The sequence below is a fragment of the Janthinobacterium sp. SUN073 genome, from assembly GCF_030397665.1.
Taxonomy (GTDB): Bacteria; Pseudomonadota; Gammaproteobacteria; order Burkholderiales; family Burkholderiaceae_D; genus Janthinobacterium.
On record NZ_JAPUBT010000001.1, the window covers coordinates 431,880 to 456,930 of the forward strand.

22 protein-coding genes and 1 tRNA gene are annotated in these 25,051 nt (G+C 62.8%); 15 read left to right on the top strand and 8 right to left on the bottom strand.

Annotation, left to right across the window (positions count from 1 at the left end):
- Positions 1-58: 58 nt before the first annotated feature.
- The 8 genes from O0882_RS02075 to O0882_RS02110 all read left to right on the top strand — a co-directional run bounded on the left by O0882_RS02075 (position 59) and on the right by O0882_RS02110 (position 4,720).
- Complete coding sequence (locus O0882_RS02075; RefSeq protein WP_289944947.1) at positions 59-460, top strand: hypothetical protein; 402 nt, start codon at positions 59-61, stop codon at positions 458-460.
- Positions 461-561: 101 nt separating this feature from the next.
- Entirely contained in the window at positions 562-915 is a 354-nt protein-coding gene (locus O0882_RS02080) for a hypothetical protein (RefSeq protein ID WP_034745810.1), read from the top strand.
- Positions 905-2,743 (top strand): replication endonuclease, encoded by a 1,839-nt coding sequence (locus O0882_RS02085; protein ID WP_289944951.1) that lies wholly within the window; start codon positions 905-907, stop codon positions 2,741-2,743. Before O0882_RS02080 ends, O0882_RS02085 begins: the two co-directional genes overlap by 11 nt.
- On the top strand, positions 2,740-2,892 hold the full coding sequence (locus O0882_RS02090; RefSeq protein ID WP_175539401.1) for a hypothetical protein: 153 nt from the start codon (positions 2,740-2,742) through the stop codon (positions 2,890-2,892). Before O0882_RS02085 ends, O0882_RS02090 begins: the two co-directional genes overlap by 4 nt.
- Positions 2,886-3,107: a hypothetical protein gene (locus O0882_RS02095; RefSeq protein WP_289944955.1), complete on the top strand. Its 222-nt coding sequence runs from the start codon at positions 2,886-2,888 to the stop codon at positions 3,105-3,107. Before O0882_RS02090 ends, O0882_RS02095 begins: the two co-directional genes overlap by 7 nt.
- Positions 3,104-3,379, top strand: a complete 276-nt coding sequence (locus tag O0882_RS02100) for a hypothetical protein (protein WP_289944957.1) — start codon at positions 3,104-3,106, stop codon at positions 3,377-3,379. Before O0882_RS02095 ends, O0882_RS02100 begins: the two co-directional genes overlap by 4 nt.
- A gap of 22 nt (positions 3,380-3,401) precedes the next feature.
- Complete coding sequence (locus O0882_RS02105) at positions 3,402-3,608, top strand: DUF4224 domain-containing protein (RefSeq protein ID WP_289944959.1); 207 nt, start codon at positions 3,402-3,404, stop codon at positions 3,606-3,608.
- Positions 3,605-4,720, top strand: a complete 1,116-nt coding sequence (locus O0882_RS02110; RefSeq protein WP_289944961.1) for a tyrosine-type recombinase/integrase — start codon at positions 3,605-3,607, stop codon at positions 4,718-4,720. The genes O0882_RS02105 and O0882_RS02110 overlap by 4 nt, the downstream gene beginning before the upstream one ends.
- A 126-nt stretch (positions 4,721-4,846) precedes the next feature.
- Here the strand turns inward: O0882_RS02110 and O0882_RS02115 are convergent, their stop codons facing one another.
- From O0882_RS02115 to O0882_RS02140, 6 genes are all read right to left on the bottom strand, one after another.
- The gene (locus O0882_RS02115; RefSeq protein ID WP_289944963.1) at positions 4,847-5,185 is read right to left on the bottom strand and encodes a YegP family protein; all 339 of its coding nucleotides are present in this window, start codon (positions 5,183-5,185) and stop codon (positions 4,847-4,849) included.
- Positions 5,186-5,503: 318 nt separating this feature from the next.
- Positions 5,504-5,580 (bottom strand) — tRNA-Pro (locus O0882_RS02120).
- 103 nt (positions 5,581-5,683) lie between these two features.
- Positions 5,684-6,298, bottom strand: a complete 615-nt coding sequence (locus O0882_RS02125; RefSeq protein ID WP_289944965.1) for a TetR/AcrR family transcriptional regulator — start codon at positions 6,296-6,298, stop codon at positions 5,684-5,686.
- Between the two features lie 68 nt (positions 6,299-6,366).
- On the bottom strand, positions 6,367-7,815 hold the full coding sequence (adeC, locus tag O0882_RS02130; RefSeq protein ID WP_289944967.1) for an AdeC/AdeK/OprM family multidrug efflux complex outer membrane factor: 1,449 nt from the start codon (positions 7,813-7,815) through the stop codon (positions 6,367-6,369).
- A gap of 1 nt (position 7,816) precedes the next feature.
- A complete protein-coding gene (locus tag O0882_RS02135) occupies positions 7,817-10,972 on the bottom strand; it encodes an efflux RND transporter permease subunit (RefSeq protein ID WP_289944969.1) in 3,156 nt (1,051 codons plus the stop codon).
- 15 nt (positions 10,973-10,987) lie between these two features.
- A complete protein-coding gene (locus tag O0882_RS02140) occupies positions 10,988-12,196 on the bottom strand; it encodes an efflux RND transporter periplasmic adaptor subunit (protein WP_289944971.1) in 1,209 nt (402 codons plus the stop codon).
- Between the two features lie 419 nt (positions 12,197-12,615).
- On the opposite strand from O0882_RS02140, the gene O0882_RS02145 reads away from it, so the two are divergent.
- Complete coding sequence (locus O0882_RS02145) at positions 12,616-14,145, top strand: ATPase domain-containing protein (RefSeq protein WP_289944973.1); 1,530 nt, start codon at positions 12,616-12,618, stop codon at positions 14,143-14,145.
- An 8-nt stretch (positions 14,146-14,153) separates the two neighbouring features.
- Positions 14,154-15,695, top strand: a complete 1,542-nt coding sequence (locus tag O0882_RS02150) for an ATP-binding protein (protein WP_289944974.1) — start codon at positions 14,154-14,156, stop codon at positions 15,693-15,695.
- 3 nt (positions 15,696-15,698) lie between these two features.
- Here O0882_RS02150 and O0882_RS02155 read toward each other — a convergent pair whose 3' ends face one another.
- Positions 15,699-17,585: an MFS transporter gene (locus tag O0882_RS02155; protein WP_289944976.1), complete on the bottom strand. Its 1,887-nt coding sequence runs from the start codon at positions 17,583-17,585 to the stop codon at positions 15,699-15,701.
- A gap of 245 nt (positions 17,586-17,830) precedes the next feature.
- On the opposite strand from O0882_RS02155, the gene O0882_RS02160 reads away from it, so the two are divergent.
- On the top strand, positions 17,831-20,989 hold the full coding sequence (locus O0882_RS02160; protein ID WP_289944978.1) for a DUF2339 domain-containing protein: 3,159 nt from the start codon (positions 17,831-17,833) through the stop codon (positions 20,987-20,989).
- Positions 20,986-22,440, top strand: coding sequence for a DUF3999 family protein (locus O0882_RS02165; RefSeq protein ID WP_289944980.1), 1,455 nt, complete (start codon positions 20,986-20,988; stop codon positions 22,438-22,440). Before O0882_RS02160 ends, O0882_RS02165 begins: the two co-directional genes overlap by 4 nt.
- A gap of 22 nt (positions 22,441-22,462) precedes the next feature.
- On the opposite strand, the gene O0882_RS02170 is transcribed toward O0882_RS02165, so the two are convergent.
- Positions 22,463-23,206 (bottom strand): helix-turn-helix transcriptional regulator, encoded by a 744-nt coding sequence (locus tag O0882_RS02170; protein WP_289944981.1) that lies wholly within the window; start codon positions 23,204-23,206, stop codon positions 22,463-22,465.
- Positions 23,207-23,367: 161 nt separating this feature from the next.
- Between O0882_RS02170 and O0882_RS02175 the strand changes: the two genes are divergently transcribed.
- From O0882_RS02175 to O0882_RS02185, 3 genes are read left to right on the top strand one after another with little or no spacing between them, the layout of a single operon-like run.
- The gene (locus O0882_RS02175) at positions 23,368-23,790 is read left to right on the top strand and encodes a hypothetical protein (RefSeq protein WP_289944983.1); all 423 of its coding nucleotides are present in this window, start codon (positions 23,368-23,370) and stop codon (positions 23,788-23,790) included.
- A gap of 25 nt (positions 23,791-23,815) precedes the next feature.
- Positions 23,816-24,226, top strand: coding sequence for a hypothetical protein (locus O0882_RS02180; protein WP_289944985.1), 411 nt, complete (start codon positions 23,816-23,818; stop codon positions 24,224-24,226).
- A 4-nt stretch (positions 24,227-24,230) separates the two neighbouring features.
- Positions 24,231-25,016 (top strand): DUF2145 domain-containing protein, encoded by a 786-nt coding sequence (locus O0882_RS02185; protein WP_289944989.1) that lies wholly within the window; start codon positions 24,231-24,233, stop codon positions 25,014-25,016.
- Positions 25,017-25,051: the final 35 nt, after the last annotated feature.

Genomic DNA, 25,051 nt, shown 5'->3' on the forward strand with positions numbered 1-25,051 from the left:
CCTGCTGCGCTCCCTTTTGAGCGTGCGGGATTCGTTCAACCTGAAATAAGGAAAACCGATGGAAACCACGCTGCACGCCACCAGTCATGCCGACAAATCCATGGCATCAAGCACGATCCGCCCGACCTTGCAAAACTGTATTGTCCCCGTGGCACCAACGTGTTTTCTGCTGCAAGCCAGCGCGGGCATCGGCATCGCGGCGCTGACCGCCCACATCCATGAGATTGCCAAGACCTATCACGCCTACGGCGCCGCCAATCTGACGTTCATAGTCAGCGACGCGCAGGCACTGGAGCGTGACGGCTTTTTCGCGCCAGCCAAGCAACGCGCCCTGGTCGGCAAGCTGCCCATCGAGTTGAACTACATTTTCGCCAACGAAGCGGGTTCCCGCCACTGCTGCGGCGCATCGCACACGCTCCCGTACTGGGCAGAGCAATTTCTCAAGCCAGGGGCACGCTGATGCTGCGCCTGGCCAAAACCTGCGGCATCTGGCTGCTGACGCTCCTGATTGTCATTGCCCCCGGCGTGCTGCGGGCCATCGGCGCCATCAAGGACTGAACCATGCCGGCGTCCCTTATCGACAATCACCTGTCCTTCCAGCCTGCCGCCGAGATTCTGGCCGCGCGCGACAAGGACATGCCGACGCCACCAGGCGCCGGGCATGCGCTGGCCGCCATCGCCGAAGCCAAGGCCCAGCTGCGCAGCATCAAGCCGCGCAACCTTGCGCCCTTCATGGCCCAGGCGTGGGGATTGTCGCCGCGTGGCGCACGCCGTTCCGTGTTGATCGCCGCCGGCATGGACGCCGACCGCTGGGAATCGCCCATCCATTCATTTACCGAGGAAGAGCGCATCGAGCTGCGCGCCGCCACCTCTGCCGCTATCCGTGTGTACGAAAGACTGTTGAATGCAATCTAAACAAATCCTGTTGCCTGCCCCGCAACGTCACGAAGCCTTCTTGCGATCCGCCCAGTTCGCGCCCGAGCTGGCCCGCATCCCGTTCAAGTGGCGCAACCGCGTCATCACGGCCGCCATGGCCAAGATGGCCTGGTCGTCCTGGTACAAAATCTATGAGTCCATCGCCACCAGCTTTGTGCGCGAGTTCGCCGAGCAGTACGTGCCGGCCGGCGTCGACCTGTCGCAGAGCGATGCGGACATCGTGACCACCGCCGAACGCGCGGCGGCCGGCGTCACCAAAATGCTGTGGATGGCCGTGTCCGACACGCACGCCTTGCAGATCATGGAAGACGAATGCGCCTCGTATGGCATCGAGCTGCCCGAGTTCGACACGATGACCGACACCATCGCCCGCCTGGTGGACGCCCGCTGGTGGCGCCGCCAATTGCGCAAGCGCGTCAAGCGCGCCTTCGAGGCCGGCAATATCCGCCTGGGCTACGTGAACTATCGCGGCGAACCCTACGCCAGCAATGACGCCGTGCTGTCACGCCTGGCGCAAAACCGCCGCAACGCGGCAGCACTGGCGGCCACGCTGGTGCAAAACGAAAACGGCCAGCAATTCAGCATCGCCGAGCTGGCCGAGAAAACGACCGCCAACAAGGCCATCCGGCGTGGCGAGCTGATGTTGCGCATCAACGGCTTTGAGCAGATCGCCCGCGAGTGCGGCGACCAGGGTATTTTCATCACCTGGACGTGCCCATCGCGCTTCCACGCCATGCAGCACAGCGGCAAGGCAAACGACAAGTTCGACGGTTCCACGCCGCGCGAGGCGAATGCCTACCTGGGCAAGATGACGTCGCTGTGCCGCTCCGCGCTGGCGCGCCGGGGCATCGGCCTGTACGGCTTTCGCATCGCCGAACCCCATCACGATGGATGCCCGCATTGGCATCTGCTGCTGTTCGTGCGCCCCACCGCGAAATACAAGACGGCCCACTTGCAGGACGTGGCGGGCCGCGCCATCCGCATCATGAAACGCTACGCCTGGCGCGTGGACCGTGGAGAACCGGGCGCCTTTAAACGCCGCCTGGACGTGAAACGCATCGACTGGGCCAAGGGCAGCGCCGCCGGCTACATCGCCAAGTACGTGGCCAAGAACATCGATGGCGTGGCCGAGCACAAGACCAAGGAAGGCTATGTGGTCACGGCCGACACCGAAGGCGATGTCGAGCTGACGCCATCGGCGCGCGTCGAGTCTTGGGCCGCCTGCTGGGGCATCCGTCAATTCCAGCAATGGGGCGGCGCGCCGGTCACCGTATGGCGTGAGCTGCGCCGCATCGAGGCAAGCATGCTCAATGAAGCCCCGGCCGCCATGCGCCGCGCCTGGGACGCCGTGCAAAAGATCGACGGCGAAAAGCGCGCCTGCTGGGCCGAATACCTGCGCGCCCAGGGCGGCGCCCTGGTGCCGCGCAAGGAACTGATCGTCACCCTGGCCAAGGACGAAAAGACCGTCATCGGCCGCTATGGTGAAACGCTGCGCACCACACCCTACGGCGTGCGCTGCAGCGACCTCATCGGCGTGGTCTTCAAGTCCGTGCGCCATACGTGGACGCCGGTACAGGCCACAGGCGGGCGCGGGGTGGCTGTTGGGGTTGCCGTTCCTCGGACTCGTGTAAATAACTGTACGCACCCCGTTGGCCCTGCCCCGGCCGCGCCGCCAGCGGCGCCCATGCCTGACCTGCCCGACGAGGCAAAAACAGCACTGATTGCAGCCTGGGCGGCCGTCAACGCCTGCCCGTGGCCCCGGCTGATCGTCCCCGACAACCCACCCCATGAAGGAAATGGCACATGAGCACCTATGCCGTGATCGTTCGCACGCAAACCGAACGCTTTGAATTTTTTGAGGTTGCCGCGTCCAGCGGCGACGTGATCGACGCCGCCATCGACCGCTACGGCGTGTGCGGCGTTACCGCCAAACTGAAAGGAGCACCGCAATGCTGAACACCCTGACCAATTCGCCGCGGCAAATCGCCCTCGGCGACCGCGTGACATTCGATACCGACGAGGGCTACCAGGCCGGCACCGTCAACGACCTCCGCCGCGACGTGGGCAATGGGGAGCTGCATGCGTGGGTGGAGCTGGACCACCAGTGGCCGGGCATGTTCCGCGCCGTACCGCTGGCTGCTGTGCAGCCCCTCGCCGCGACAACACCATGACGAAATGCATCACAAGTGATAAATGGCGCGGCGAGCGCGCCGAGCCCTTAGACCCGGCGATGGTGCGCTTCAAAGCGCGGGAAACAGCGGCGGCGAACTGCGAAGGTTGCCTGTTTGAGCGATCGTTCGGTGTGTGCTCCACTGCCGCAGCACTTGCTATGGCCAACGGCCAACCAGTCTGCGAGGAGCGCGCACCAGGCGGCATGACCTATATCTACGTGCAGGACCAGAGCGACCCGCGCCAACTTGACCTGATAAGAACTATTTCATAGAGCAATAAGGAGAAATACCGACATGAATGAATTGGCATTAAGTGATCAAGAGGTTATCGACCTGACACATTACCGACGCGCGGCAGAACAGCTCCGCGCCTTGAAGGAAATGGGCGTGCCCGCCACCAGATTGCACGACAACACAGTTCGCGTGCTTCGCATGCATCTTATCCATCCCGCTACCATGCCGGTGGCCCCCGCCCCTGTAAGGAAATCTGCCAGAAAATGAATCGTCACCGCAAAACCAATCGCGGCCTGCCGCGCCGGGTCTACCTGAAAAACGGTGCGTATCGCTACCTGGCGGCCGCGCCCATGCGCAACCCGGCCAACGGCAAAATGCAAAGCTGGATTCACCTAGCCTATGAGGCCGAGGGGGAAAGCAAAATGCTGACGGCCCTGGCCGCACTCCTGGGTAGTCCGCACCTTGTCGAAGGCTCGATGCCTCATGCCTGCGTAGAATTCAAAGAAAATAAACTGGGCGGCTACGGCAAGGACACGCAAGATGCCTACCGTCGCTACCTGGACGTGATCGCCGACGAGTTCGAAGAATTCCACGCATCCCAGGTCACAACCAAGGACTGCGCCGGCTTCTTGCGTGACAACTTCAAAAATACGCCGAACACGGCGAAGAAATATGCTGCACTGATGAGCCGGCTGTTCAAGTTCATCATCGGTGAACTGGGCCTGCGCCAAGACAACCCCATAGATCAACTCGACATGTCCAGTTACAAGACCGGACGCCGCGAGGTGCTGGCCACACACGCGCAAGTGCAAGCGATACGCGAAGCCGGCATGATGAGTAAGGAGCGCAAGGGCACGGGCTTGAGCATCCCGACGGCCAGCGGCCCCATGTTCGCCTGCATCATCGACATGTCTTACCTGCTTTGGGCACGCGGCATCGATATCCGCATGCTGAAAGAATCACAGATCGAGGATGGACGGATCAGGATCAAGCCAAGCAAGACGCAAAAAACCAGCGGCAAGGCAGTCGATATTGTTGTCACGGCAGAGATTGCCGAAGTGATAGCCCGCGCCCGTGGACTGAAAATCAAGTATGGGCTGATCAGCCAGTTCGTGTTTCCGACGCAAAAAGGCGGCGCCTACACCCGCTCCGGCCTCAGTTCAATGTGGGACCGCGCAAAGGAGCGCATTGGCATGAAGGATGACGTGGTGTTCCGCGATATCCGAGCCCTGGCGGCCACGGATGCGGCACGGCGAGGCGAGAACCGCAGCGACATTCAAAAGCGCCTGGTGCACACGTCAGGCAAAACCACGGATATTTACATCAAGGAAGTGATTGCGGACATTTCCGAGATTCCGATGGAATTGCCCTGGCTTTAGTAAGCGCCAACGTCCCTTTGCCGCCGCCATCTTCAGTGCGTGGCAAAGCGTAGCAAAGAACTAAAACCGTAGGACACCAAGTCCTACGGTGTAACGTCAAGAGAACCGCGCCCCCAACGCCAAGCTTTAGGTGTCGTCGCGAATATCTTTGCTTGGACCATTTGCTTTTACCGAAGCGATACCACTATCTCGACCTGCTGCATTCGCATAGTTTTCGCTCCGTCCAATTACTTCGCCATTCGCAGCTTTCAGCACGAAGGAGTACGGCTGACTTGCGGTAGTCTCCTTACGAACATATCGCTCGTCAAACGGACTGTTCACCTGGCATGAAGCGATTCCAGTCTGGGCGCCTTGCTTGGAGGCATAGTTCTCACTCGTCAGAATTACCTCGTTATTGCCAGCACGCAACACGAAATGATACGGCTGGGCGGCGCTAGACTTCTTGATGATGTAATGACCTGACATTCGATTCTCCTAGATTGGAAGTGATATACACATGAGCCCATTTCTTATGCCGGGCTGTTGAAAAGCATATCATTCGCTATCAGGGGAATATGCGCGGATTGTAACCTCGACATCAGGAAACCAATTACGGCCACTATCAGCTTCACAGCACAAAGCACGCTATTTTAACTACTCACCCTCGGCCGATAAAAGTCACATGTGGGAGTAAGCAAATTTGATGTCACGTAAACGGAAAAACCCAGTACTGTATATTATACAAACGTATAATATACAGTACTGGGTTTCTATACAGCTTTCGCTGTAACTCCTTGAATCTAATGGTCGGGACGGGAAGATTCGAACTTCCGACCCCATGCACCCCATGCATGTACGCTACCAGGCTGCGCTACGCCCCGACGAGATGGGAATTATAGCAGAGGCTTTTAGGTTTTTGCCATGCTTTGCGCAGGATTCATAGCGAACTGCGCAAAGTTTTTTTTCAGCCTGGGGTACAGCGTTCTACTCGCCCAGCAGCAATGCCGTCAGAACGATGCGGAAACCGGCGATCAAGGGTTCGACCTTCATGTCCGGATTGTGCACCGCCCGCACGGGCAAGCCCTGGTACATGGCGATCATGGCGTTCAGGCGCCCTTCCAGCATCTCTTCGTCGGCCGGCAAGCCGCGCTTGATGCGCGCATCGCGTATGATCGACAGAAACAGCTTGCGCGAGCGCACGTCCGCGCAGTGCAACATTTCAGCAATAACGGCATTGCGCGACGCTTCGGCAAAAATTTCCAGCGGCATCACCCAGGTTTTCGGGTCCAGGCTTTCCAGCACATGCTCGCCAGCATTGTCGACCACGGCTTGCAGCGGGTCTTCGCGCTGCGCCAGGTCCTGCATCAGGTTGGTGACCCGCTCCATGTTCTTCAGGACGAAGGCGGCGATGATCGCATCCTTGCTGTCAAAATAATTATAGATGTGGCCCGCGCTCATGCCGGCCGCCTTGGAGATCTCGGCCATGCTGGCGCCGTGGAAGCCGCGGCGGCTGAAACAGCTTTCGGCCGCATCGAGCACCTGCTTGCGCCGCGTGTTGGCGCGCTCAGGATCCGGATGCTTCTTTTCAACTTGGTTCATGATTTTCCAGTAGCGCGCCGGCCCTGCCCCTGCGGACAAGGGCAAGGCCGGCGTCGGCGTCCCCGTGATTATTGGACGCTGCCAGCCGCCGCGACGGCTGTCTGCTCAGGCTGCCAACCGCCGCCCAGCACCTTGTACAAGGTCACCAGGTTGGTCGACTTGGCCAGGCGCGCCGTGATCAGGCTTTGCTGCGCCGTGTACAGCGCGCGCTGGGCCACCAGGGCGTTCAGGTAGGACTCGGCGCCCTGCTTGTAGCGCGCATCGTGGATGGTGTAGCTCTTCGTCGACGCCTCGACCAGCGAGACCTGCGATTGCAGGCGCTCGTCGATGGTGCCGCGCTGGGCCAGCGCATCGGACACTTCACGGAAGGCGACCTGGATCGCCTTTTCGTATTGCGCCACGGAGATTTCACGCTGCACCTTGGCGATATCGAGGTTGGCGCGGTTCACGCCGCCATCGAAGATCGGCAAGCTGATCTGCGGAATGAAACTCCACGTGCCGCTGCCCGCCTTGAACAGGCCGGACAGGTTGTCGCTGAGCGAACCGGCCGTGGCCGTCAGCGAAATGCGCGGGAAGAAGGCCGCGCGCGCCGCGCCGATGTTGGCGTTGGCCGCGCGCAGGGTGCGCTCGGCAGCCAGCACGTCGGGACGGCGTTGCAGCACCTCCGACGGCACGCCGGACGGAATGTCTGTCAGCGCCGTCACGGTGCCGAACTCGGCTGGCGGCAGCAGATCGGCCGGCACGGGGCCACCCACCAGCAGGACCAGCGCGTTTTGATCCAGCGCCACCTGGCTCGTGAAGACAGCCACGTCGGAACGGGCCGACTCGACGCTGGTTTGGGCATCGTACTTGTCCAGGCCGGAAGTAGCGCCGGCACTGAAGCGGCGCACGGCCAGGTCATACGACGACTGCTGGCTCTTCAGGGTGTCTTGCGCCACGCGCAGGCGCTGCTGATCGGCCACCAGGTTCAGATAAGTGCTGGCCACTTCGGCCACCAGGCTGATCTGCTGCGCACGGCGTGCTTCTTCCGTACCAAGATATTGCTCCAGCGCGCTGTCGGACAGGCTGCGCACGCGGCCGAAGAAGTCCAGCTCGTAGGCCGAGACGCCCAGGTTCGCCGTGTACTGGCGATTGATGGACGCTTCGCCGTTGGCGCTGGCATTCTTCGGCACGCGGCTGGCCGTCTGGCCACCCGACGCCGACAGGGTCGGGATCAGCGCGGCGCGTTCGATGCCATACGTGGCGCGCGCCTTCTCGATGTTGAGGATCGAGACGCGCAAGTCGCGGTTGTTGGCCAGCGCCAGTTCCAGTACCTGGCGCAGACGCGCATCGGCAAAGAACTCGCGCCAGGCGACGTCCGCCACCGGCTTGGCGTCGGCGGCGGCCGTATCGGCCTTGTAGGAAGGACCGGTCGGCCACGCCGTGGGCGCCGGCGCTGCCGGACGCTCATATGTGGGAGCCAGGCTGCAACCGGCCAGCAAGGCCAGCGCCGCCATGGAGAGTAGCGATTTTTTCATATTAATGTGCATCCTTGGAAAGCGTGACGGCGGGCGAGCCAGGCGTCGCCGGCGCGTCATTCTTCGAGAAGAAGCCGCGCACCAGCACGAAGAACACCGGCACGAAGAAGATACCGAGGAAAGTGGCCGTCAACATACCGCCCAGCACGCCGATACCGATGGCGTTCTGGCTGCCGGAACCGGCGCCGCTGGAGATAGCCAGTGGCAACACGCCCAGGCCGAAGGCAATCGAGGTCATCAGAATCGGACGCAGACGCAGACGCACCGCATGCAAGGTCGCGTCCAGCAGCGACATGCCCGATTCCTGCATTTCCTTGGCAAACTCGACAATCAGAATCGCGTTCTTCGCCGACAGGCCCACCACCGTGAGCAAGCCCACCTGGAAGTACACGTCGTTCGACAGGCCGAACATCCACGTACCGAGCACGGCGCCGATCACGCCCAGCGGTACCACCAGCAGCACGGAGAATGGAATCGACCAGCTTTCATACAGCGCTGCCAGGCACAGGAACACGATCAGCAGCGACAGCGCATACAGCTGCGGCGTCTGCGAACCGGATTCGCGCTCTTCCAGCGAGACGCCGGTCCAGCTGAAGCCTATGCCAGGCGGCAACTTGGCGACCATTTCTTCCATCGCGTTCATGGCCGCGCCCGTGCTCTGGCCCGGTGCCGGCGTACCGAGGATCTCTACCGACGGCAAGCCGTTGTAGCGTTCCAGGCGTGGCGACGCGTAAATCCACTTGCCGGTGGCAAAGGCGGAGAACGGCACCATCTGACCAGCCGTATTGCGCACGAACCACTTGTTCAAGTCTTCCGGCAGCATGCGCGATTCGGCATTACCTTGCATGAACACTTTCTTCACGCGACCACGGTCGAGGAAGTCGTTGACATACGAACTGCCCCAGCCGACGCTCAGCACGCGGTTGATTTCCGAGAGCTGCAAGCCCAGCGCGGTGGCTTTCTGCTGGTCGATGTCGATCTTGTACTGCGGCGTATCTTCCTGGCCGTTCGGGCGCACGCCCACCATGGCCGGATTCTGCGACGCCATGCCCAGCAACTGGTTACGCGCCGCCATCAGGGCGTCATGGCCGACACCGCCGATATCTTGCAGCTGCATGTCGAAACCGGTGGCGTTACCCAGTTCCAGCACAGCAGGCGGGGCGAACGTAAACACCATCGCATCCTTGATCTGCAACAGCTTGCCCATGGCGCGACCGGCCACGGCCGGCGCTTTTTGCGCCACGTCCTTGCGCAGCGACCAGTCTTTCAGGCGCACGAAGGCGATACCCGTGTTCTGGCCGTTACCGCCGAAGCTGAAACCGGCGACGGCAAACACGGAAGCGACGTTGTCTTTCTCGCTGTTCATGAAGTGGTCTTCGACCTGTTCGATCACTTTCAGGGTGCGCTCTTGCGTGGCGCCCGTCGGCAATTGAATCTGCGTAAACAGGATGCCCTGGTCTTCTTCCGGCAGGAAGGAGGTCGGCAGGCGCATGAAGACGAATACCAGACCGGCCAGCAAGATGACATACAACAGCATCGAACGGCCGCGGTGACGAATCATGCTGCCAACCACGCTCTGGTACTTGTTGCTGCTGCTGTCGAAGCTGCGGTTGAACCAGCCGAAGAAACCCTTGTTGCTGGCGTGATGGCCCTTCTCGACCGGCTTGAGCAAGGTGGCGCACAAGGCTGGCGTAAACACCAGCGCGACGACCACCGACAACACCATCGATGAGACGATCGTGATCGAAAACTGGCGGTAAATCACGCCCGTCGAACCGCCAAAGAAGGCCATCGGCACGAACACGGCCGACAGCACCATGGCGATACCGACCAGCGCGCCCGTGATCTGCGTCATGGACTTGCGCGTCGCTTCCAGCGGCGACAAGCCCTCTTCGCTCATCACGCGCTCGACGTTTTCCACCACCACGATGGCGTCATCGACCAGCAGACCGATGGCCAGCACCATGGCGAACATGGTGAGCGTGTTGATCGAATAGCCGAACGCGTTCAGGATGCCGAAGGTACCGAGCAGCACGACCGGCACGGCCATGGTCGGGATCAGGGTGGCGCGGAAGTTTTGCAGGAACAGATACATCACCAGGAACACCAGAATGACCGCTTCGACCAGCGTCTTGACCACTTCTTCGATCGACAGTTTCACGAACGGGGTGGTATCGAACGCCACCTGGTAGCTCATGCCTTCAGGGAATTGCTTGCTCAGGTTGCCCAGCATGGCTTTCGCCGCATTCGCCGTATCGAGCGCATTCGCGCCCGTCGCCAGCTTGATCGCCACGCCGGTGGCCGCATGGCCGTTGTAGCGGGCCACGGTGTTGTAGTTCTCACGGCCCAGTTCCATGCTGGCCACGTCCTTCAGGTACACCATGGCACCGTTGGTCGTGGTTTTCAGCAAGATGGCGCCGAACTGCTCCACCGTTTGCAAGCGGCTTTGCGCCGACACGGTGGCGTTCAGCTGCTGGCCCTTGACAGACGGCGTGCCGCCCAGTTCACCGGCCGACACTTCGGCATTCTGCGCCTGCACGGCCGTGATCACGTCCGCCGGGGTCAGGTTGAAGCTTTGCAGCTTGGCCGGATCGAGCCAGATACGCATGGCGTACTGCGAACCGAACAGTGTCACATCGCCCACACCGGCAACACGGCTGAGCGGATCGACGACGTTGGCGGCGACATAGTCGCTCAAGTCGGTCTGGTCCATCTTGCCGTTTTCGGAAATGAAGCCGAACACCATCAGGAAGTTCTTCGTCGCTTTCGACACGACCAGGCCTTGCTGCGTGACAGCCGTCGGCAGCAGTGGCGTGGCCAGCTGCAGCTTGTTCTGTACCTGCACCTGGGCGATGTCGGGATTGGTGCCGCTGCTAAACGTCAGCGTGATGCTGATGCCGCCAGTGGCATCGCTCGACGAGGCCATGTAGCGCAAGCCATCGATACCCTTCATCTTTTGTTCGATGACCTGGGTGACAGCATCTTCCACGGTCTTGGCGGAGGCGCCAGGGTAGGAGCCGCTGATCGAAATCGACGGCGGGGCGATGCTCGGGTACTGCGCGATCGGCAGGCTGAGGATCGAAATCACGCCGGCAAGCATGATGACGATCGCGACCACCCAGGCAAAAATCGGGCGGTCAATGAAAAAACGGGCCATTAATATTCTCCTGAATTAGTGGGCGCTGGCAGCCGATGCGGCGGCAGAAGCGGCGGCGGCAGGAGCAGCTTCAGCCTTGGCCGGTACGGCAACGGCGGGCGCGCCTGGCTTGACTTTTTGCAAGCCTTCCACGATCACGCGGTCGCCTGCGGCCAGGCCGGACGTCACCAGCCAGTTGGTGCCGACGGTACCGCTGGTGGTCAGCACGCGCTGCTCGACCTTGTTTTCCTTGTTCAGGATCAAGGCAGTTGCCTGGCCCTTCTGGTTGCGCGTCACGCCCACTTGCGGCACGGTGATGGCTTTTTCATCCACGCCCGTTTCCAGCTGCGCACGCACGTACATGCCTGGCAGCAATTCGCCTTTCGGGTTCGGGAACAGCGCACGCAAGATCACGTTGCCGGTGGTCGGATCGACCGTCACGCCGGCGAACTGCAGCTTGCCCGGTTCGCTGTATTTGCTGCCGTCCGGCAGGATCAGGTCGACCTTGGCCTGGCCTTCGCCCACTTTCTTCAGCGAGCCGTCAGCCATCTGGCGTTTCAGGCGCAGCAGGTCGGTGCTCGACTGGGTCACGTCGACATACATCGGGTCGAGTTGCTGCACCGTGGTCAGGGCTTCGGCCTGGCCTGCCGTCACCAGCGCGCCGGCCGTCACGGACGAGCGGCTGGTGCGGCCGCTGATCGGCGCCGTCACGGTGCTGTAGCGCAGGTTGATGTTGGCCGATTCCAGCGCCGCGGTAGCGGACTCGACGTCTGCCTTGGCTTGCTCGAACGCAGCGATGGCATCATCGTATTCCTGGCGGCTCACGCCTTCGATGGCAACCAGTTCCTTGTAGCGCGAGGCTTTCGGACCGGCCGTCAGCAGGTTGGCCTTGGCTTTCGACAAGGCGGCCTTGGCCGAATTGGCGGCCGCCTGGTAGGTGGCGGAATCGATCTGGTACAGGGCCGTGCCCGCTTTCACATCGCTACCCTCGACAAACAGGCGCTTCTGGATCAAACCGCCGACTTGCGGGCGCACATCGGCGACCTGGTAGGCATTCGTACGGCCGGGCAATTCGGCGCTCATCGGCAACGCGGCCGGATTAACAGTAAACACGACCACCTGTGGCGCTTGCTGCGCGTGAGGTGCTTCCTGTTTTTTACCGCAGCCGGCCATGATTACAGTGGCGCACAGAACGGCAATAGCGCCGCTCGTACGCGGCGACGTCAAGGAAAAGGTTGGTTGCATCTTGGACTTTCTGAAAAAGAAGCTGGCTAGTGTCGTTAGAAATGACTAAATTTATTAACGCAGATCAAAGAATGAACGATCATTCTAAAATCGTCAAGCATCGTTACAATTGAAACATAGCAACTATCAAACGAATTGAATTATCAATGAGGCAATAAAATGAGGACAACAACAGCGGCGGCGCACCAGCAAAGTTGAGCAGGAACCTGGCGGATGGTGGCCAAAACGGCACGGCGAAAAAGGTGGATTGAGTGAATACTGTAGCAGGGTCAAGATTTCTTTGCTGAACTGGCCAACAAGGACGCAACACTGGCCCTCACGCCAGGCGTGGAAAATAATTATTTACCAATGGTATCGAAAAGACATGCCACGGCAGACGCGCTAATATACTGGACACGGCGTGGCACAGCGGGGGCGCGATGATGACAGCACAGGCGCAAGGGCAGGTGCAAGGAGCGCAAGGAACGGCGCAGGGCGCGAGCGGCCCGGACGCGCCGCCACTGCTGTCGACGGGCGTTCCCGGCCTCGACACCGTACTCACGGGCGGCTTGCTGGCCGAGCGCCTGTACCTGGTCGAAGGCGTGCCAGGCACAGGCAAGACCACCCTGGCGCTGCAATTTCTGGCTGAAGGCGCGCGCAGCGGCGCGCCCGTGCTGTATCTCGCCCTGGCCGAATCCGAGATCGAGCTGCGCGCCGCCGCGCTGTCGCACGGCTGGGACCTGGCCGGCATCGCCATCGAAGAGGTGGCGCCCAGCGACGACATGCTCGACCCGGAGCGCCAGTACACCATCTTCCATCCGTCCGAAATCGAGCTCGCTTCGACCAACCAGCGCATCCTGGCCGCCATCGACAAGCACCGACCGGCGCGCCTGGTGCTCGATTCGCTGTCCGAACTGCAACTACTGGCGGAAAACCCCCTGCGCTACCGGCGCCAGGTGCTGGCGTTGAAGCGCTACCTGGCCAGCCGGCACTGCACTACCCTGCTGATCGATGACCGTTCCGCGCTCGACGACGGCTTGCAGGTGCGTAGCGTGGCCCATTGCGTCATTTCGCTGGAACTGCAAAACCAGGCGTATGGCAATGACCGGCGCCGCGTACGGGTGGTGAAATACCGGGGCGTGCCGTTTCGCAGCGGCACGCACGACTACAAGATCGCCCATGACGGCCTGGTCGTCTATCCGCGCCTGGTGGCGGCCGACACGCGGCGCGATGGCGACCATCGGCGCCTGTCGAGCGGCGTGCCCGAACTCGACACCATGACAGGCGGCGGCCTGGAAGAAGGCATGAGCACCCTCATTTCCGGCCCCGCAGGCAGCGGCAAGTCCACCCTGGCGGCGCAATTCGTGCACGCGGCAACAAAGCGCGGCGAACCGTGCGCCATGTTCCTGTTCGAAGAAGCGCGCAGCAAGCTGCTGAACCGGGCCGACAACGTGGGCATGCACCTGCAGGCGGCGCTCGACACAGGCTTGCTGAGCGCACAGCAGATCGATCCGGCCGAGCTGACACCGGGAGAATTCGCCCAGGCCGTGGTCGACGCGGCGGAACAGGGTGCCCGCGTGATCGTCATCGATAGCCTGAACGGCTACATGCATGCGGTGCCCGACGAACGCTTCCAGAGCACCTACCTGCATGAACTGCTCAATTACCTGGGCCAGCGCGGTGTGTCCACCCTGCTGGTCGGCGTGCAGCAAAACATGCTGGGCACCGCGATGACCACCTCGGCCGACGCCAGCTACCTGGCCGACGGCGTCATCATGCTGCGCTATTACGAAACGGAAGGCGAGGTGCGGCAAGCCATTTCCGTCTTCAAGAAACGTGGCAGTGCGCACGAACGCAGCATCCGCCGCTTCGAAATCAGCGCGCAGGGCATCCGCATCGGCCCGGCCCTGGTCGGTTTTCACGGCATCCTGTCGGGCTTGCCCACCATCGGCGGCACGCCCTTCCCCTAGGAATCGCCATGGAGCAGCGCATCCTGATCTACGCGCCTGCCGGCCAGGATGCCGCCCTGGCCGGCACCGTATTGGCAGGCAGCGCCATCGCCAGCCACGCCTGCCGCTCGCCCGGCGAGCTGGCCGAGCAGCTGGCGCTGGGCGCCGGCGGCGTGCTGACGGTGGACGAGGCGCTGCATGCGGACGTCTACTCCGTGCTCGACGCCTATGCCCGGCAGCAGCCGGACTGGTCCGACTTGCCCATCATCCTGCTGACGCACGCGGGACTCGATTCCCTGCCCTTGCGGCAAGCCATTGCCACCCTGGGCAATCTGACCCTGCTGGAACGCCCCGTGCACATATTGACCCTGATCACCTCGGCGCACGCCATGCTGCGCGCGCGCCAGCGCCAGTACCAGGTGCGCGAGACGCAGCGGCGCAAGGATGAATTCCTTGCCAGCCTCGGACATGAACTGCGCAACCCGCTGGCGCCCATCAAGTCCTCGGTGGCCCTGCTCAAGCACCTGTTCCCTGCATCGGAACAGGTCGGCAAGGTGAGCGATGTGATCGAGCGCCAGGTGACGCACCTGACGCGGCTGGTGGATGACTTGCTCGACGTGGCGCGCATCAGCAGCGGCAAGGTGTTGCTGCAACGCAAGGAGTTTGAGTTACAACAAGTGCTCGACCATGTAAGCGAACTGTGCCAGCCTGCGGCCAGCAAGCGGCACATCCGCGTCACCCGCGATCTGCCGCCGCATGCCGTGACCTTGCACGCAGACTACGCCAGGGTGGTGCAAATCTTTGCCAACATCGTGTCGAATGCCGTGAAGTTCACGCCGGACGGCGGGCATATCCACATCACGGCACGCCAGGCGCAGGGCCAGTTGCAGGTGGTCATCGAAGACAATGGCATCGGTATCGAGCCGGATGCCATCGCGCGCATCTTTTCCATGTTCGAACAGGGACGCACGGTGGCGGGCGAAATGACCAGCGGCCTGGGCATCGGCCTGAGCCTGGCGCGCCAATTTGCCGAAATGCACGGTGGCGGCATCGACGCCTGCAGCGACGGCCCCGGCCGCGGCAGCCGCTTCATCGTCACCTTGCCGGCCAGCGCCAGCGACATCCCGGCCGCCACGCCGGCAGCCGCCGGGAGCGAGTCGCCCGCCAGCGCGCACCAGCCGCTGCAAGTGCTGGTGGTGGACGACAACCGCGACGCGGCCGATACCTTGCAAAGCCTGTTCCAGCTGGAGGGCTATGCCGCCAGCGTCGCGTATGGCGGCGCGCAGGCGCTGGCAGCCGTCGACATGGCCTGGCCACAACTGGTCGTGATGGATCTGGGCATGCCGGACATGGATGGCTACGAAGCGGCGCGCCAGATCCGCCAGCGCGCGCAAGGGCGCGACGTGCTGCTGATCGCCCTGACGGGCTGGGGCCAGGGCGAAGCGCGCGCACGGACGGAGCAGGCCGGCTTCGACCATCACCTGACGAAACCGGTGGATTTCGCCGCCATCGCCGCCCTGCTGCACGCGCACCTGGCGCGGCGCGCAGGCTCAGTTACACGAGAGGAATGAGGTTTATTTCCACTTGCCGCGCAATTCCTGCACCTTTTGCTGCAGCAATTCCGGCGTGGCGGCCTCGGGCGCCACGGGCATGCCCACGGCCAGCGACAGACGCGAGCGCAAGCCTGCCTTGAAGGCGCGCTCGAACAAATGGCCATTGCGGTGGCTCAACAGATGGCCCCACAAGCCGCGCAGCGCCAGCGGAATCACGGGTACCTTGCTGCGTTCGACGATTTTGGCGATGCCGCCCTTGAATTCGCCGAGCTGCCCCGTGCGCGTCAGCTTGCCTTCGGGGAAGATGCACACCAGCTCGCCTTCATGCAGCGCTTGCGCGATATCGATGAAGGCCTTTTCCATCAGGAGAGGATCTTCCTTGGCCGGCGCGATGGGGATCGCCTTGGCCGTGCGGAAGATCCAGCCCATCAGCGGCATCTTGAAGATGCGGTGGTCCATGACGAAGCGGATAGGGCGCGGGCTGGCCGCCATGATGACGATGGCATCCACATAGCTGACGTGATTGCACACCAGCACGGCCGCCCCTTCCGTGGGGATGCGCTCGCCATCGACGACTTTCACGCGGTGCACGGTCTGGATGAGTATCCACGCCAGGAAACGCATGAGAAATTCCGGCACCAGCGAGAAGATGTAGGCCGCCACCAGCGCATTCAGAATAGCCGTGACGAGGAACAGCTGCGGAATCGTGAAACCCTGGCCCAGCAGCACGATGGCCACGCCGGCCGCCGCCACCATGAACAGGGCATTCAGGATATTCATGCCGGCGATCGTGCGTGAAATGTGTTTCGGGTCGCAGCGCGTCTGGATCAGGGCGAACAGGGGCACGATGAAGAAGCCGCCGAACACGCCGATCATGACGATGTCGAGCAAAATGCGCGGCACGCCCGCCTGGCTGACGAAAGCCAGTGCGTCGACCACTTGCGTGTTCACATACGCATTGCTGGCGAAATACAGGTCGATGCCGAACAGCGACAGGCCGATGGAGCCGAACGGCACCAGGCCGATCTCGATCTTGTGGCCAGACAAGCGTTCGCACAGCAAGGAGCCGGTGCCAATGCCCACGGAAAACACCGTCAGCAACAGCACGAAGACGCTGTGGTCGCCATGCAGGAAATCCTTCGAGTACACGGGGAACTGCGCCAGGATCAGGGCGCCGTAAAACCAGAACCAGGAATTGCCCAGCATGGCCAGGAAGACGGGACGGTTCTTGCGCGAAAAATTCAGGTTGCGGAACGATTCGGCGACAAAGTTCAGGCTCACCTTCAAGTCCGGCTCGGGCGCGGGGGTGCGCGGCACGCGGTAGCTGGCGATCAGCCCGAACACAGCCACGGCAATCGTCGCGCCGGCCACCAGTTCCACGCCCAGCGGCTTGTGCACGATCAAGACGGCGCCCAGGATTTCGCCCAATAAAATGCCGACAAAGGTACCCATCTCGATCAGGCCATTGCCGCCGACCAATTCCTCGGGTTTCAGCTGCTGCGGCAGATATGCATACTTGACGGGGCCGAACAGGGTCGAATGCACGCCCATGCCGACCACGGCCGCTACCAGCAGCCACAGGGTATGCGTCATCCAGCCGGTGGCGGCCACGGCCATGATGGCCAGTTCCATCCATTTGACGAAACGCGCCAGGCCCGCCTTTTCGAACTTGTCGGCCAGCTGGCCCGCCGTGGCCGAAAACACGACGTAGGGCAGGATGAACAGGCCGGGGATCAGGTTGGTGATGGTGGACGGGTCGAGCGTGGTCCAGCTCAGCGCGTCATAGGCGAGGATCACCATCAGGGCCGTCTTGAACAGATTGTCGTTGAAGGCGCCAAAGAACTGGGTCCAGAAGAAGGGCCCGAAACGGCGCTGCGACAATAAGGAAAACTGGCTGCTTTGACTCATGGCATGGGGAACTGGCAATTAAGGAATTGCTAAAATACAGCACTATCCCGCGCACGACAATCTGAATGTCATCATCTTGCTTGGCATCAATACGGAAAACAGCCTGCCGCGTCATGCTCGCCTTGCCGCCGCACACGTTTCCTGGCACTTGCCCTGGCACGACAAAAATCGCTTGTTTCTTGATAATAAGGTAATGTGCGCATATCGCTGGCGCCCCTGCCTGCCCCTCCCGGAAAGCTGCCTCCATGTTTGGATTGATATCGCTGATCATATTTGGCTTGCTGATCACCGCCTTCGTGCAGGTGCTGCAGTACCGCAGGAAAGTGGCCGATCTTGAATTGCTGACGGCGCGCCTGCGCAAGGAAGTCGATAGCATCCACAAGCGCCTGCAAACGCTGGAAGGCCAGGCCGAAGCACCAGCTGCCGCACCCGTCATGAAGAGTGCTGCGCCGGTGCCGGTGCAGGTGCCGGTATCGAAGGCGGCCCGGATCGAGCCGGTCGAGCTGGCAAAGGTCGCGCCGGCCGCGCCCCTGCCACCCAAGCCTGCCCCGCCCATCGCGTCGATTCCAGCCAAACCCGCCCCTGCCGCCCCCAACACCCCGTCCTGGATCGCCCACCCGGATGGCCTCGTTGCCAAGGCGAAGAACTGGTTATTTACCGGCAACCTGGTTGCCAAGCTGGGCTTGCTGATCCTCTTCCTCGGCGTCAGCTTCCTGCTCAAGTACGTATCGGCGCAGGTCACCGTGCCCATCGAGCTGCGTCTGGCCGGCATCGCGCTGGCCGACATCGCCCTGCTGGCCTGGGCCTGGCGCATCCGCACCAAACGCCCGGGCATCAGCCTGCCGCTGCAGGGCACGGCGCTGGCGATATTGATGCTGGTGACGTTCGGCGCCTTCCGCCTGTATGAACTGATCCCGGCGGGCCTGGCGTTTGCCGTGCTGTTCGTGCTGACAGCGTTCACGTGTTTGCTGGCCGTGTTGCAAAACGCCGTCTGGCTGGCCGTCTTCGGCATCGTCGGCGGTTTTGCCGTGCCCTTGCTCGTGTCGACGGGCAGCGGCAATCATATCGGCCTGTTCAGCTATTACGCGCTGCTCAATGCGGGCGTCTTCGCCATCGCCCTGAAACGCGCCTGGCGCGTGCTGAATGTGCTGAGCTTTGGCTTCACCTTCGTCGTCGCCACCACCTGGGGCCTGCTGCGCTATACGCCAGAGCACTACCTGTCGACGCAGCTGTTTTTGATCCTGTTCGTACTGTTCTATATCGGCATCGCGATTGCCTATTGCGCACGCCAGGCGCCGCGCCTCAGGCATTACGTGGATGGCACCCTCGTCTTCGGCACGCCGCTGGCGGCCATGGGCCTGCAATACGGCCTGGTGCGGCACTTTGACTTCGGCCTGGCGTTTTCCGCGCTGCTTGCCGGTTTGACCTACACGGGACTGGCCGTGGCGCTGTGGCGCAGGAACGGTTTCAAACTGCTGGCCGAAGCCTTCCTGGCGCTGGGCATCGTCTTCGGCACGCTGGCCATCCCGTTCGCCCTCGATGGCCGCTGGACGTCGGCCGCCTGGGCGCTGGAAGGCGCGGGCATCGTCTGGGTCGGCTTGCGCCAGCGCCAGACCCTGGCCTGGGCCTTCGGCCTGCTGGTGCAGGCGGCAGCCTGGATCGCCTTCCTCGTCGCCATGCAAGGACTCGATACGGCAGCGGCCCTGCAGGCCAACATCTGGCTCGGCTGCGCGCTGCTGGCCGCCGCCGCGCTGGTGATGGCCTACAATTTCCGCCGCCACGCCAGCCATTTGTACCCGGAATTCATGAGCAGCCTGTCCGTGCTCTTCCTGACGGCCGCCACGGCCTGGCTGCTGGGCGGCCTGTGGAGCGAAATCCTGCTGCGCACGGATGCCACCACGCAACTGAACCTGCTCACCGTCAGCGCCCTGAGCGTGGCCGCCCTGCTGGCGGCGCTGGCGCGGCGCGAACAATGGCATGCGCCGCGCGCCCTGCTGCTGGCCGTGCAGGTGCTGGCCGGCATGGTCATGCTGAGCCGCGCCAGCTGGGCCTGGGACCAGCACCCGGCCAACCTGTTCGACGGTTCCTTCCTCAGCGCCCTGCTGCTGGGCGCCGCCGCCTTTGCCAGCGCCCGTTTTCTGGCGCAGCGCGCGCGCGGCGGCGACGAACTGCTGGCCCTGGTCGCACGGCCCCTGCTGATCTGGAGCGGCTTGCTGTGGTTTGCCGCCATCCTCGTGCCGCTCGTCAGCTGGCTGCTGCGCCTGATCGACGGCGACTTGGAGCTGCAAGCGCATGCGGGCGAGCACTGGCTGGCGCTGTACCTGATCGCCGTGTCCATCACGACGCCCGTGTTCGCCATCCTGGCGCGGCGCCTCGATTGGCCGCAGTTGCGCTGGTTCAGCGTGGCCGCCTGGCTCGGCCTGGGCCTGTGGAACGCCAACCTGCTGCTGGCGCTATACCTGCGCGACTACCTGCCGACGGGCTTGAGCTGGCTGGCTCTGGCCTGCGCCCTGGTGGCCGGCGAATACTTGCTGCGAGCCTGGCCACAAGCGGGCTGGCAACTCGACGTGCGCGCGCAGCGTCTGCTGCATACGCTGCGCACGGCCGCGCCCTGGCTGATGCTGTGGCCCGTGGGCGCCATGCACGTCAACGCCTGGCTGGCTGGCCACGAAGGCAGCGTCAGCTCCGCCTGGGCCCGCTACTTGCCGGCCTGGAGCATGATGCTGGCGCTGGCCTGGCTGATCCGCCGCTGCGGAACAGGAGCCTGGCCGGTGGCGCCGATTGCCGCGTGGTACCGGCGCACCTTGATACCGCTGGGCGCGCTGTGGTCGCTGCTGCTGATCGTCGCGTGGAATATTGTCGACGACGGCGCCATGGCGCCCCTGCCCTATGTACCACTGCTCAATCCGCTGGACTTGAGCACGGGCTTTGCCATCCTGCTGGCCATCGCCAGCTACCGTTTATTCCCGGCCGGTCAGATCCCGCTGCCCGCCCTGTGGCAAGCGCGCTTGCCGGCCGTGGCCGCCTGCTGCGCGTATGGCTGGTTCAACCTGATGCTGCTGCGCACGGTCTCGCACTATCTGGGCGTGCCATACACCTTTGACGCCATGCTGGCCTCGCAGTTCGTGCAAGCGATGCTGTCGCTGGTGTGGAGCATCACGGCCCTGCTGCTGATGCGCCACGCGGCCCGCCAGCAGCGGCGCCAGCAATGGAGCATGGGGGCCGTGCTGCTGGGGCTGGTCGTCGTGAAACTGTTCCTGATCGACCTGTCGAACGTGGGCGGCATCGAACGCATCATCTCCTTTGTCGGTGTCGGCTTGCTGATGGTCTTGATCGGCTACCTGGCGCCCTTCCCCAAGGCTGCCGCGCCCGCGCCGGCCGAACCGCAACAAGGAGCCGCATGAAAGCCTTATTGATCTGTTGCAGTCTGCTGCTGGCAGGCGTCGCGCTGGCAGCGCCCGGCCAGGACCGGCCGCAGGACTATCGCTGGAGCATGCCCATCCAGGCGCCGGCCGGCGCGGGCATCGTCCAGCTATCGTTGCCCAGGGAAGTCTACCTGCACGCCAGCTCGGCCAGCCTGGCCGACCTGCGCCTGTTCGACGCCGACGGCAAGCGCCTGGCCTATGCCATCGGCGCGCCACCGGCGCAATCGGCCACGCAGCGCACGAACATTCCAGCCCGCATTTTCCCCGTGACGGGCGCGCCGACAACTGGCGATGGCTTGCAAGGCATCGACATCCGCACGGCCGACGATGGCCGGCTGCTGTCGGTCAGCACGCGGGCTGGCACGGCAGCGGCCACGACAGCGCTGCAGGCGCTGATACTCGACCTGGGCAAGCAAGCGCAAGACAAGCGTATCGCCGCCTTGCGCTTCACGCCGCCGGCCCGTACGGACAATTACAGTGCGCAAGTGCTGCTGGAAGTGAGCGATGACCTGAAGCAATGGGACGCCATCGGCACCACCACCCTGAATTGGCTCAGCAACAGCGACACGCAAACGCTGGCCAACGACAGCATCGCCTTTGCGCCGCGCGCGTTTCGCTATGCACGCTTGAGCTGGCAAGCGGGCGAACCGCTGGCCTTTGCCGCGATCACAGCGCAAGCCGTCAGCGAAACGGACATCGCCGCGCCGCGCGCCAGCGTCGTGCTGCAAGGCTTGCCCGGCAAGCAGGCGAATGAATGGCGCTACGCCACGCCCCTCGCCATTCCCGCCGACAGCATCGCCCTGCAATTGACGCAGACCAATACGGTACTGCCCGTGACTCTGGGCGTGTATCGCCAGAACAGCTATGTTCCCCGGCACCGGCTGCACCTGCGCCAGCAGGCGCGCCCCGCGCAAGGCGCCTATTTCGATCCCCTGCTGAGCACGACGTTTTACCGCATCGCCCTAGATGGCAAGGAACGGATCTCGGGCGACCTGGCCATGCCCGTGACGCAGACCGGAGAATGGGTACTAAAGACATCCACGGAACACCCGCTCTCCGCCGACAATGCACCCGCCTTGCGCCTGGGCTGGACACCAGCCACTGTCGTCTTCCTGGCCAGCGGCAAGCCGCCCTACCAGCTGGCATTCGGCAACAGCGACGCCGCCGCCGTGGCGCAGCCGCTGTCGCAGGTGGCGCCCGGCTTCAAGGCGGACGAGCTGCTGGCGCTGAAGACTGCCAGCGCCGGCCCGCTCAAGCCCAACGGGAGCGTGGCGGCGCCAGCCCCCGTCACAAAGGATGGGGCACCGTGGCGCCTGGCCGCGCTGTGGGCCGCGCTGCTGCTGGGCGTGGCCGTGCTGGGTTTTTTTGCCTGGCGCTTGCTGTCGCAGATGAAAGAGGAACAAGGAAGTGCCGACAAGCAGGAGCATTAGCCTGGCCGCGACATCGCCACCGCTACTGCCGCAGCAGCGCCTTGAACGTCTGCGGCATCCACGGCCGCGCCGCCAGCATGAAGCTGATGGCCAGGCGCTCATCGCCAGGCAGGCGCGCGTCTTCCTGGTGCTGCTGCGAAAACTCCACCGCCACTTGCTTCAAGCGCTCCAGCAAGGCCACCGTGGATTTCTTCGACAACATCACGTTCACCAGACGCAGCAACTCTGTTTCGCCATCGAATTGCGCATTGAGATAATCGCCATACGCTTCCTTTTTGAAATAGGTATGAATCGGGCCATTCGGTATCCACGCAAACGTACGTGCCACCAGCAGTTTGACCCGGTTATTCGGCAGCAGTTCCAGGAAACCGATCTTGTCGAGGCGCAGCAAATATTTGACGGCTTGCGCCTCGCTGATATCGTAAGTGGCAACGATCTGTTCCAGCGGCAACAGGTTCAGGGCGGACACGGCCACCACGAACAAGCGGGTGTCGTCGATGATTTCCTTTTCCTGCGCATACGTCAGCCCCGTGATCAGGGTGGGCGCGGCCTGCGCCGTCTGCACGGCCAGCGCCAGCTGCTGGAAATCGCTGCCGATGGCGACCAGTATCTGGTCCAGGCGCTGCAGGGTAAATTGCTTTTGCGAAAACATCCGCTTGACGCTGGCTTCGGACACGCCGATGCGCTGGGCCAGCTCGGCATACGTGACGGAGCGCGCTTTCAACAGGCGTTTCAAGGCTTCGATCAAGGCGTGGGTTTGCGGCATGCACTTCCTTTATAAAAATAGCATCGGTTCCAGCGGCAAAAAAAGTAGCGTTATACGCTACCTGCGGTATGCCTGCCCGCTACGAGTAGCGTTTTCATTGACCAATTGCCCTCAGTCTACAATGATGGCGTTGCCACTTGGCACACTTGAAGGAGAAACACATGAAACGCCTGATGCCCCTCTGCCTGTCCCTGTCGCTGTTGACGCTCTCCGTGGCCGCTCCCGGCCTGGTCCATGCCGCCGCCTCGGAGAACCTGTCGAAAGGCTCGCAAAACCTCAGCCAGGGTTCCGCCGTCGTCGTCGCAGGTTCCATGTCGATGCTGGTCGCTTCCGGCCAGGTGGTCGTCGCCAGCGTGGAAACGGTGGGCGAAGGCATCGTCATCGTGCTGAAAGGCGCGTCCGAAGCGGGCGGCGCTTCCATCCAGATGAGCACGCAAGCAGCCAAGGGCCTGTCGCTGGCGGCCGGCACCGTGGTCAACGTGGTGGCGCTGTCCACCGGCCATATGCTGGTTCTTTCCGGCAAGGCCATCGCCTTTATCCCGAACGAACTGGGCAAGGCCCTGCTGCACCACTCCAAAGTGTAAATCACCGATGAAAAGCCACTATCCCATGAAACATCTGCTCGCCATCGCCGTGCTGTGCGCCGCCACTCTGCATGTCCAGGCCGCCAACTCCGACACCACCAATGCCTCCGACAACGCCAGCATGGCCTCGGCCATCGTGCTGGTCGGCTCCATGTCGGTGCTGGCCGCCGCCGGTGAAGTCGTCATCGACAAGGTGGAAGACGTGGCCGACGGCAGCATCCTCGTGCTGAAAAGCGCGGCCAGGGGCGCATCTTCCGCCGCCACGGCCTCCGTCAAACTAAGCCAGAAGGCCACGCAAGGACTTTCGCTGGCAGCCGGCACGCTAGTCAAGGTGGTGGCCGTCTCGACGGGCCACATGTTGCTGCTGTCGGGCAAGGCCATCGCCTATGTGCCGAACGCGACCGGCAATGCCATCCTCCACCATTCGAAAGCGTGAACCCATGAAACGCCTGACCGTGATGATCATCAGCCTGGCCCTGGCCGGCGCCGCCCATGCGGGGCGCTCGTGCGAGGAAAAACCAACGGATGCGAGCACCCTCGTCAAATCGATGGAGCTGGCGCAAAAAACCCTGCAGGCGCTCGATGCCTCCGGCGCGCAAGTGGCGCTGGTGGCGCGCGCCGGCCAGGACCTGTCGAAGTATAATTTACGCTATTCGCACATGGCGCTGGCCTGGCGCGACCACCCGAAAGGACGCTGGCTGGTGGTGCATGAACTCAATGAGTGCGGCACGGCGCAATCGTCGCTGTACAACGAAGGCTTGGGCAATTTCTTCATGGACGATGTGTTCATGTATGAAACCCTGATCCTGGTTCCCGGCCAGGATACGCAGCAGCAACTGGTGCGCCTGCTGACCAGCAACACGCCCAAGCGCCTGCATGAGCCGCACTACAATATGCTGGCCTACCCGTTTTCCACCAAGTACCAGAATTCAAACCAGTGGGTGCTGGAAACCCTGGCCGCGGCCAGCAACGAGCCTGGCAAGATCGAAACGCGCGCCGAAGCGCAAGGCTGGCTGCGCAGCGCCAGCTACGCGCCGCAAACGCTGAGCATCCCCGCCGCCACGCGCCTGGGCGCGCGCATGTTCCGCGCCAATATCGCTTTTGACGATCACCCGTTCGAGCGCCGCATGACGCGCCAGATCGACGTCGTCACCGTCGACTCCATCGTGCGCTTCGTGCGCCAGCGCGAACCGAAGGCGCAGGAAATCGTCGTGCGGGGGAATTAAGGACGTTGCAGCACGGAAGAGGTGGCCAGGATGGC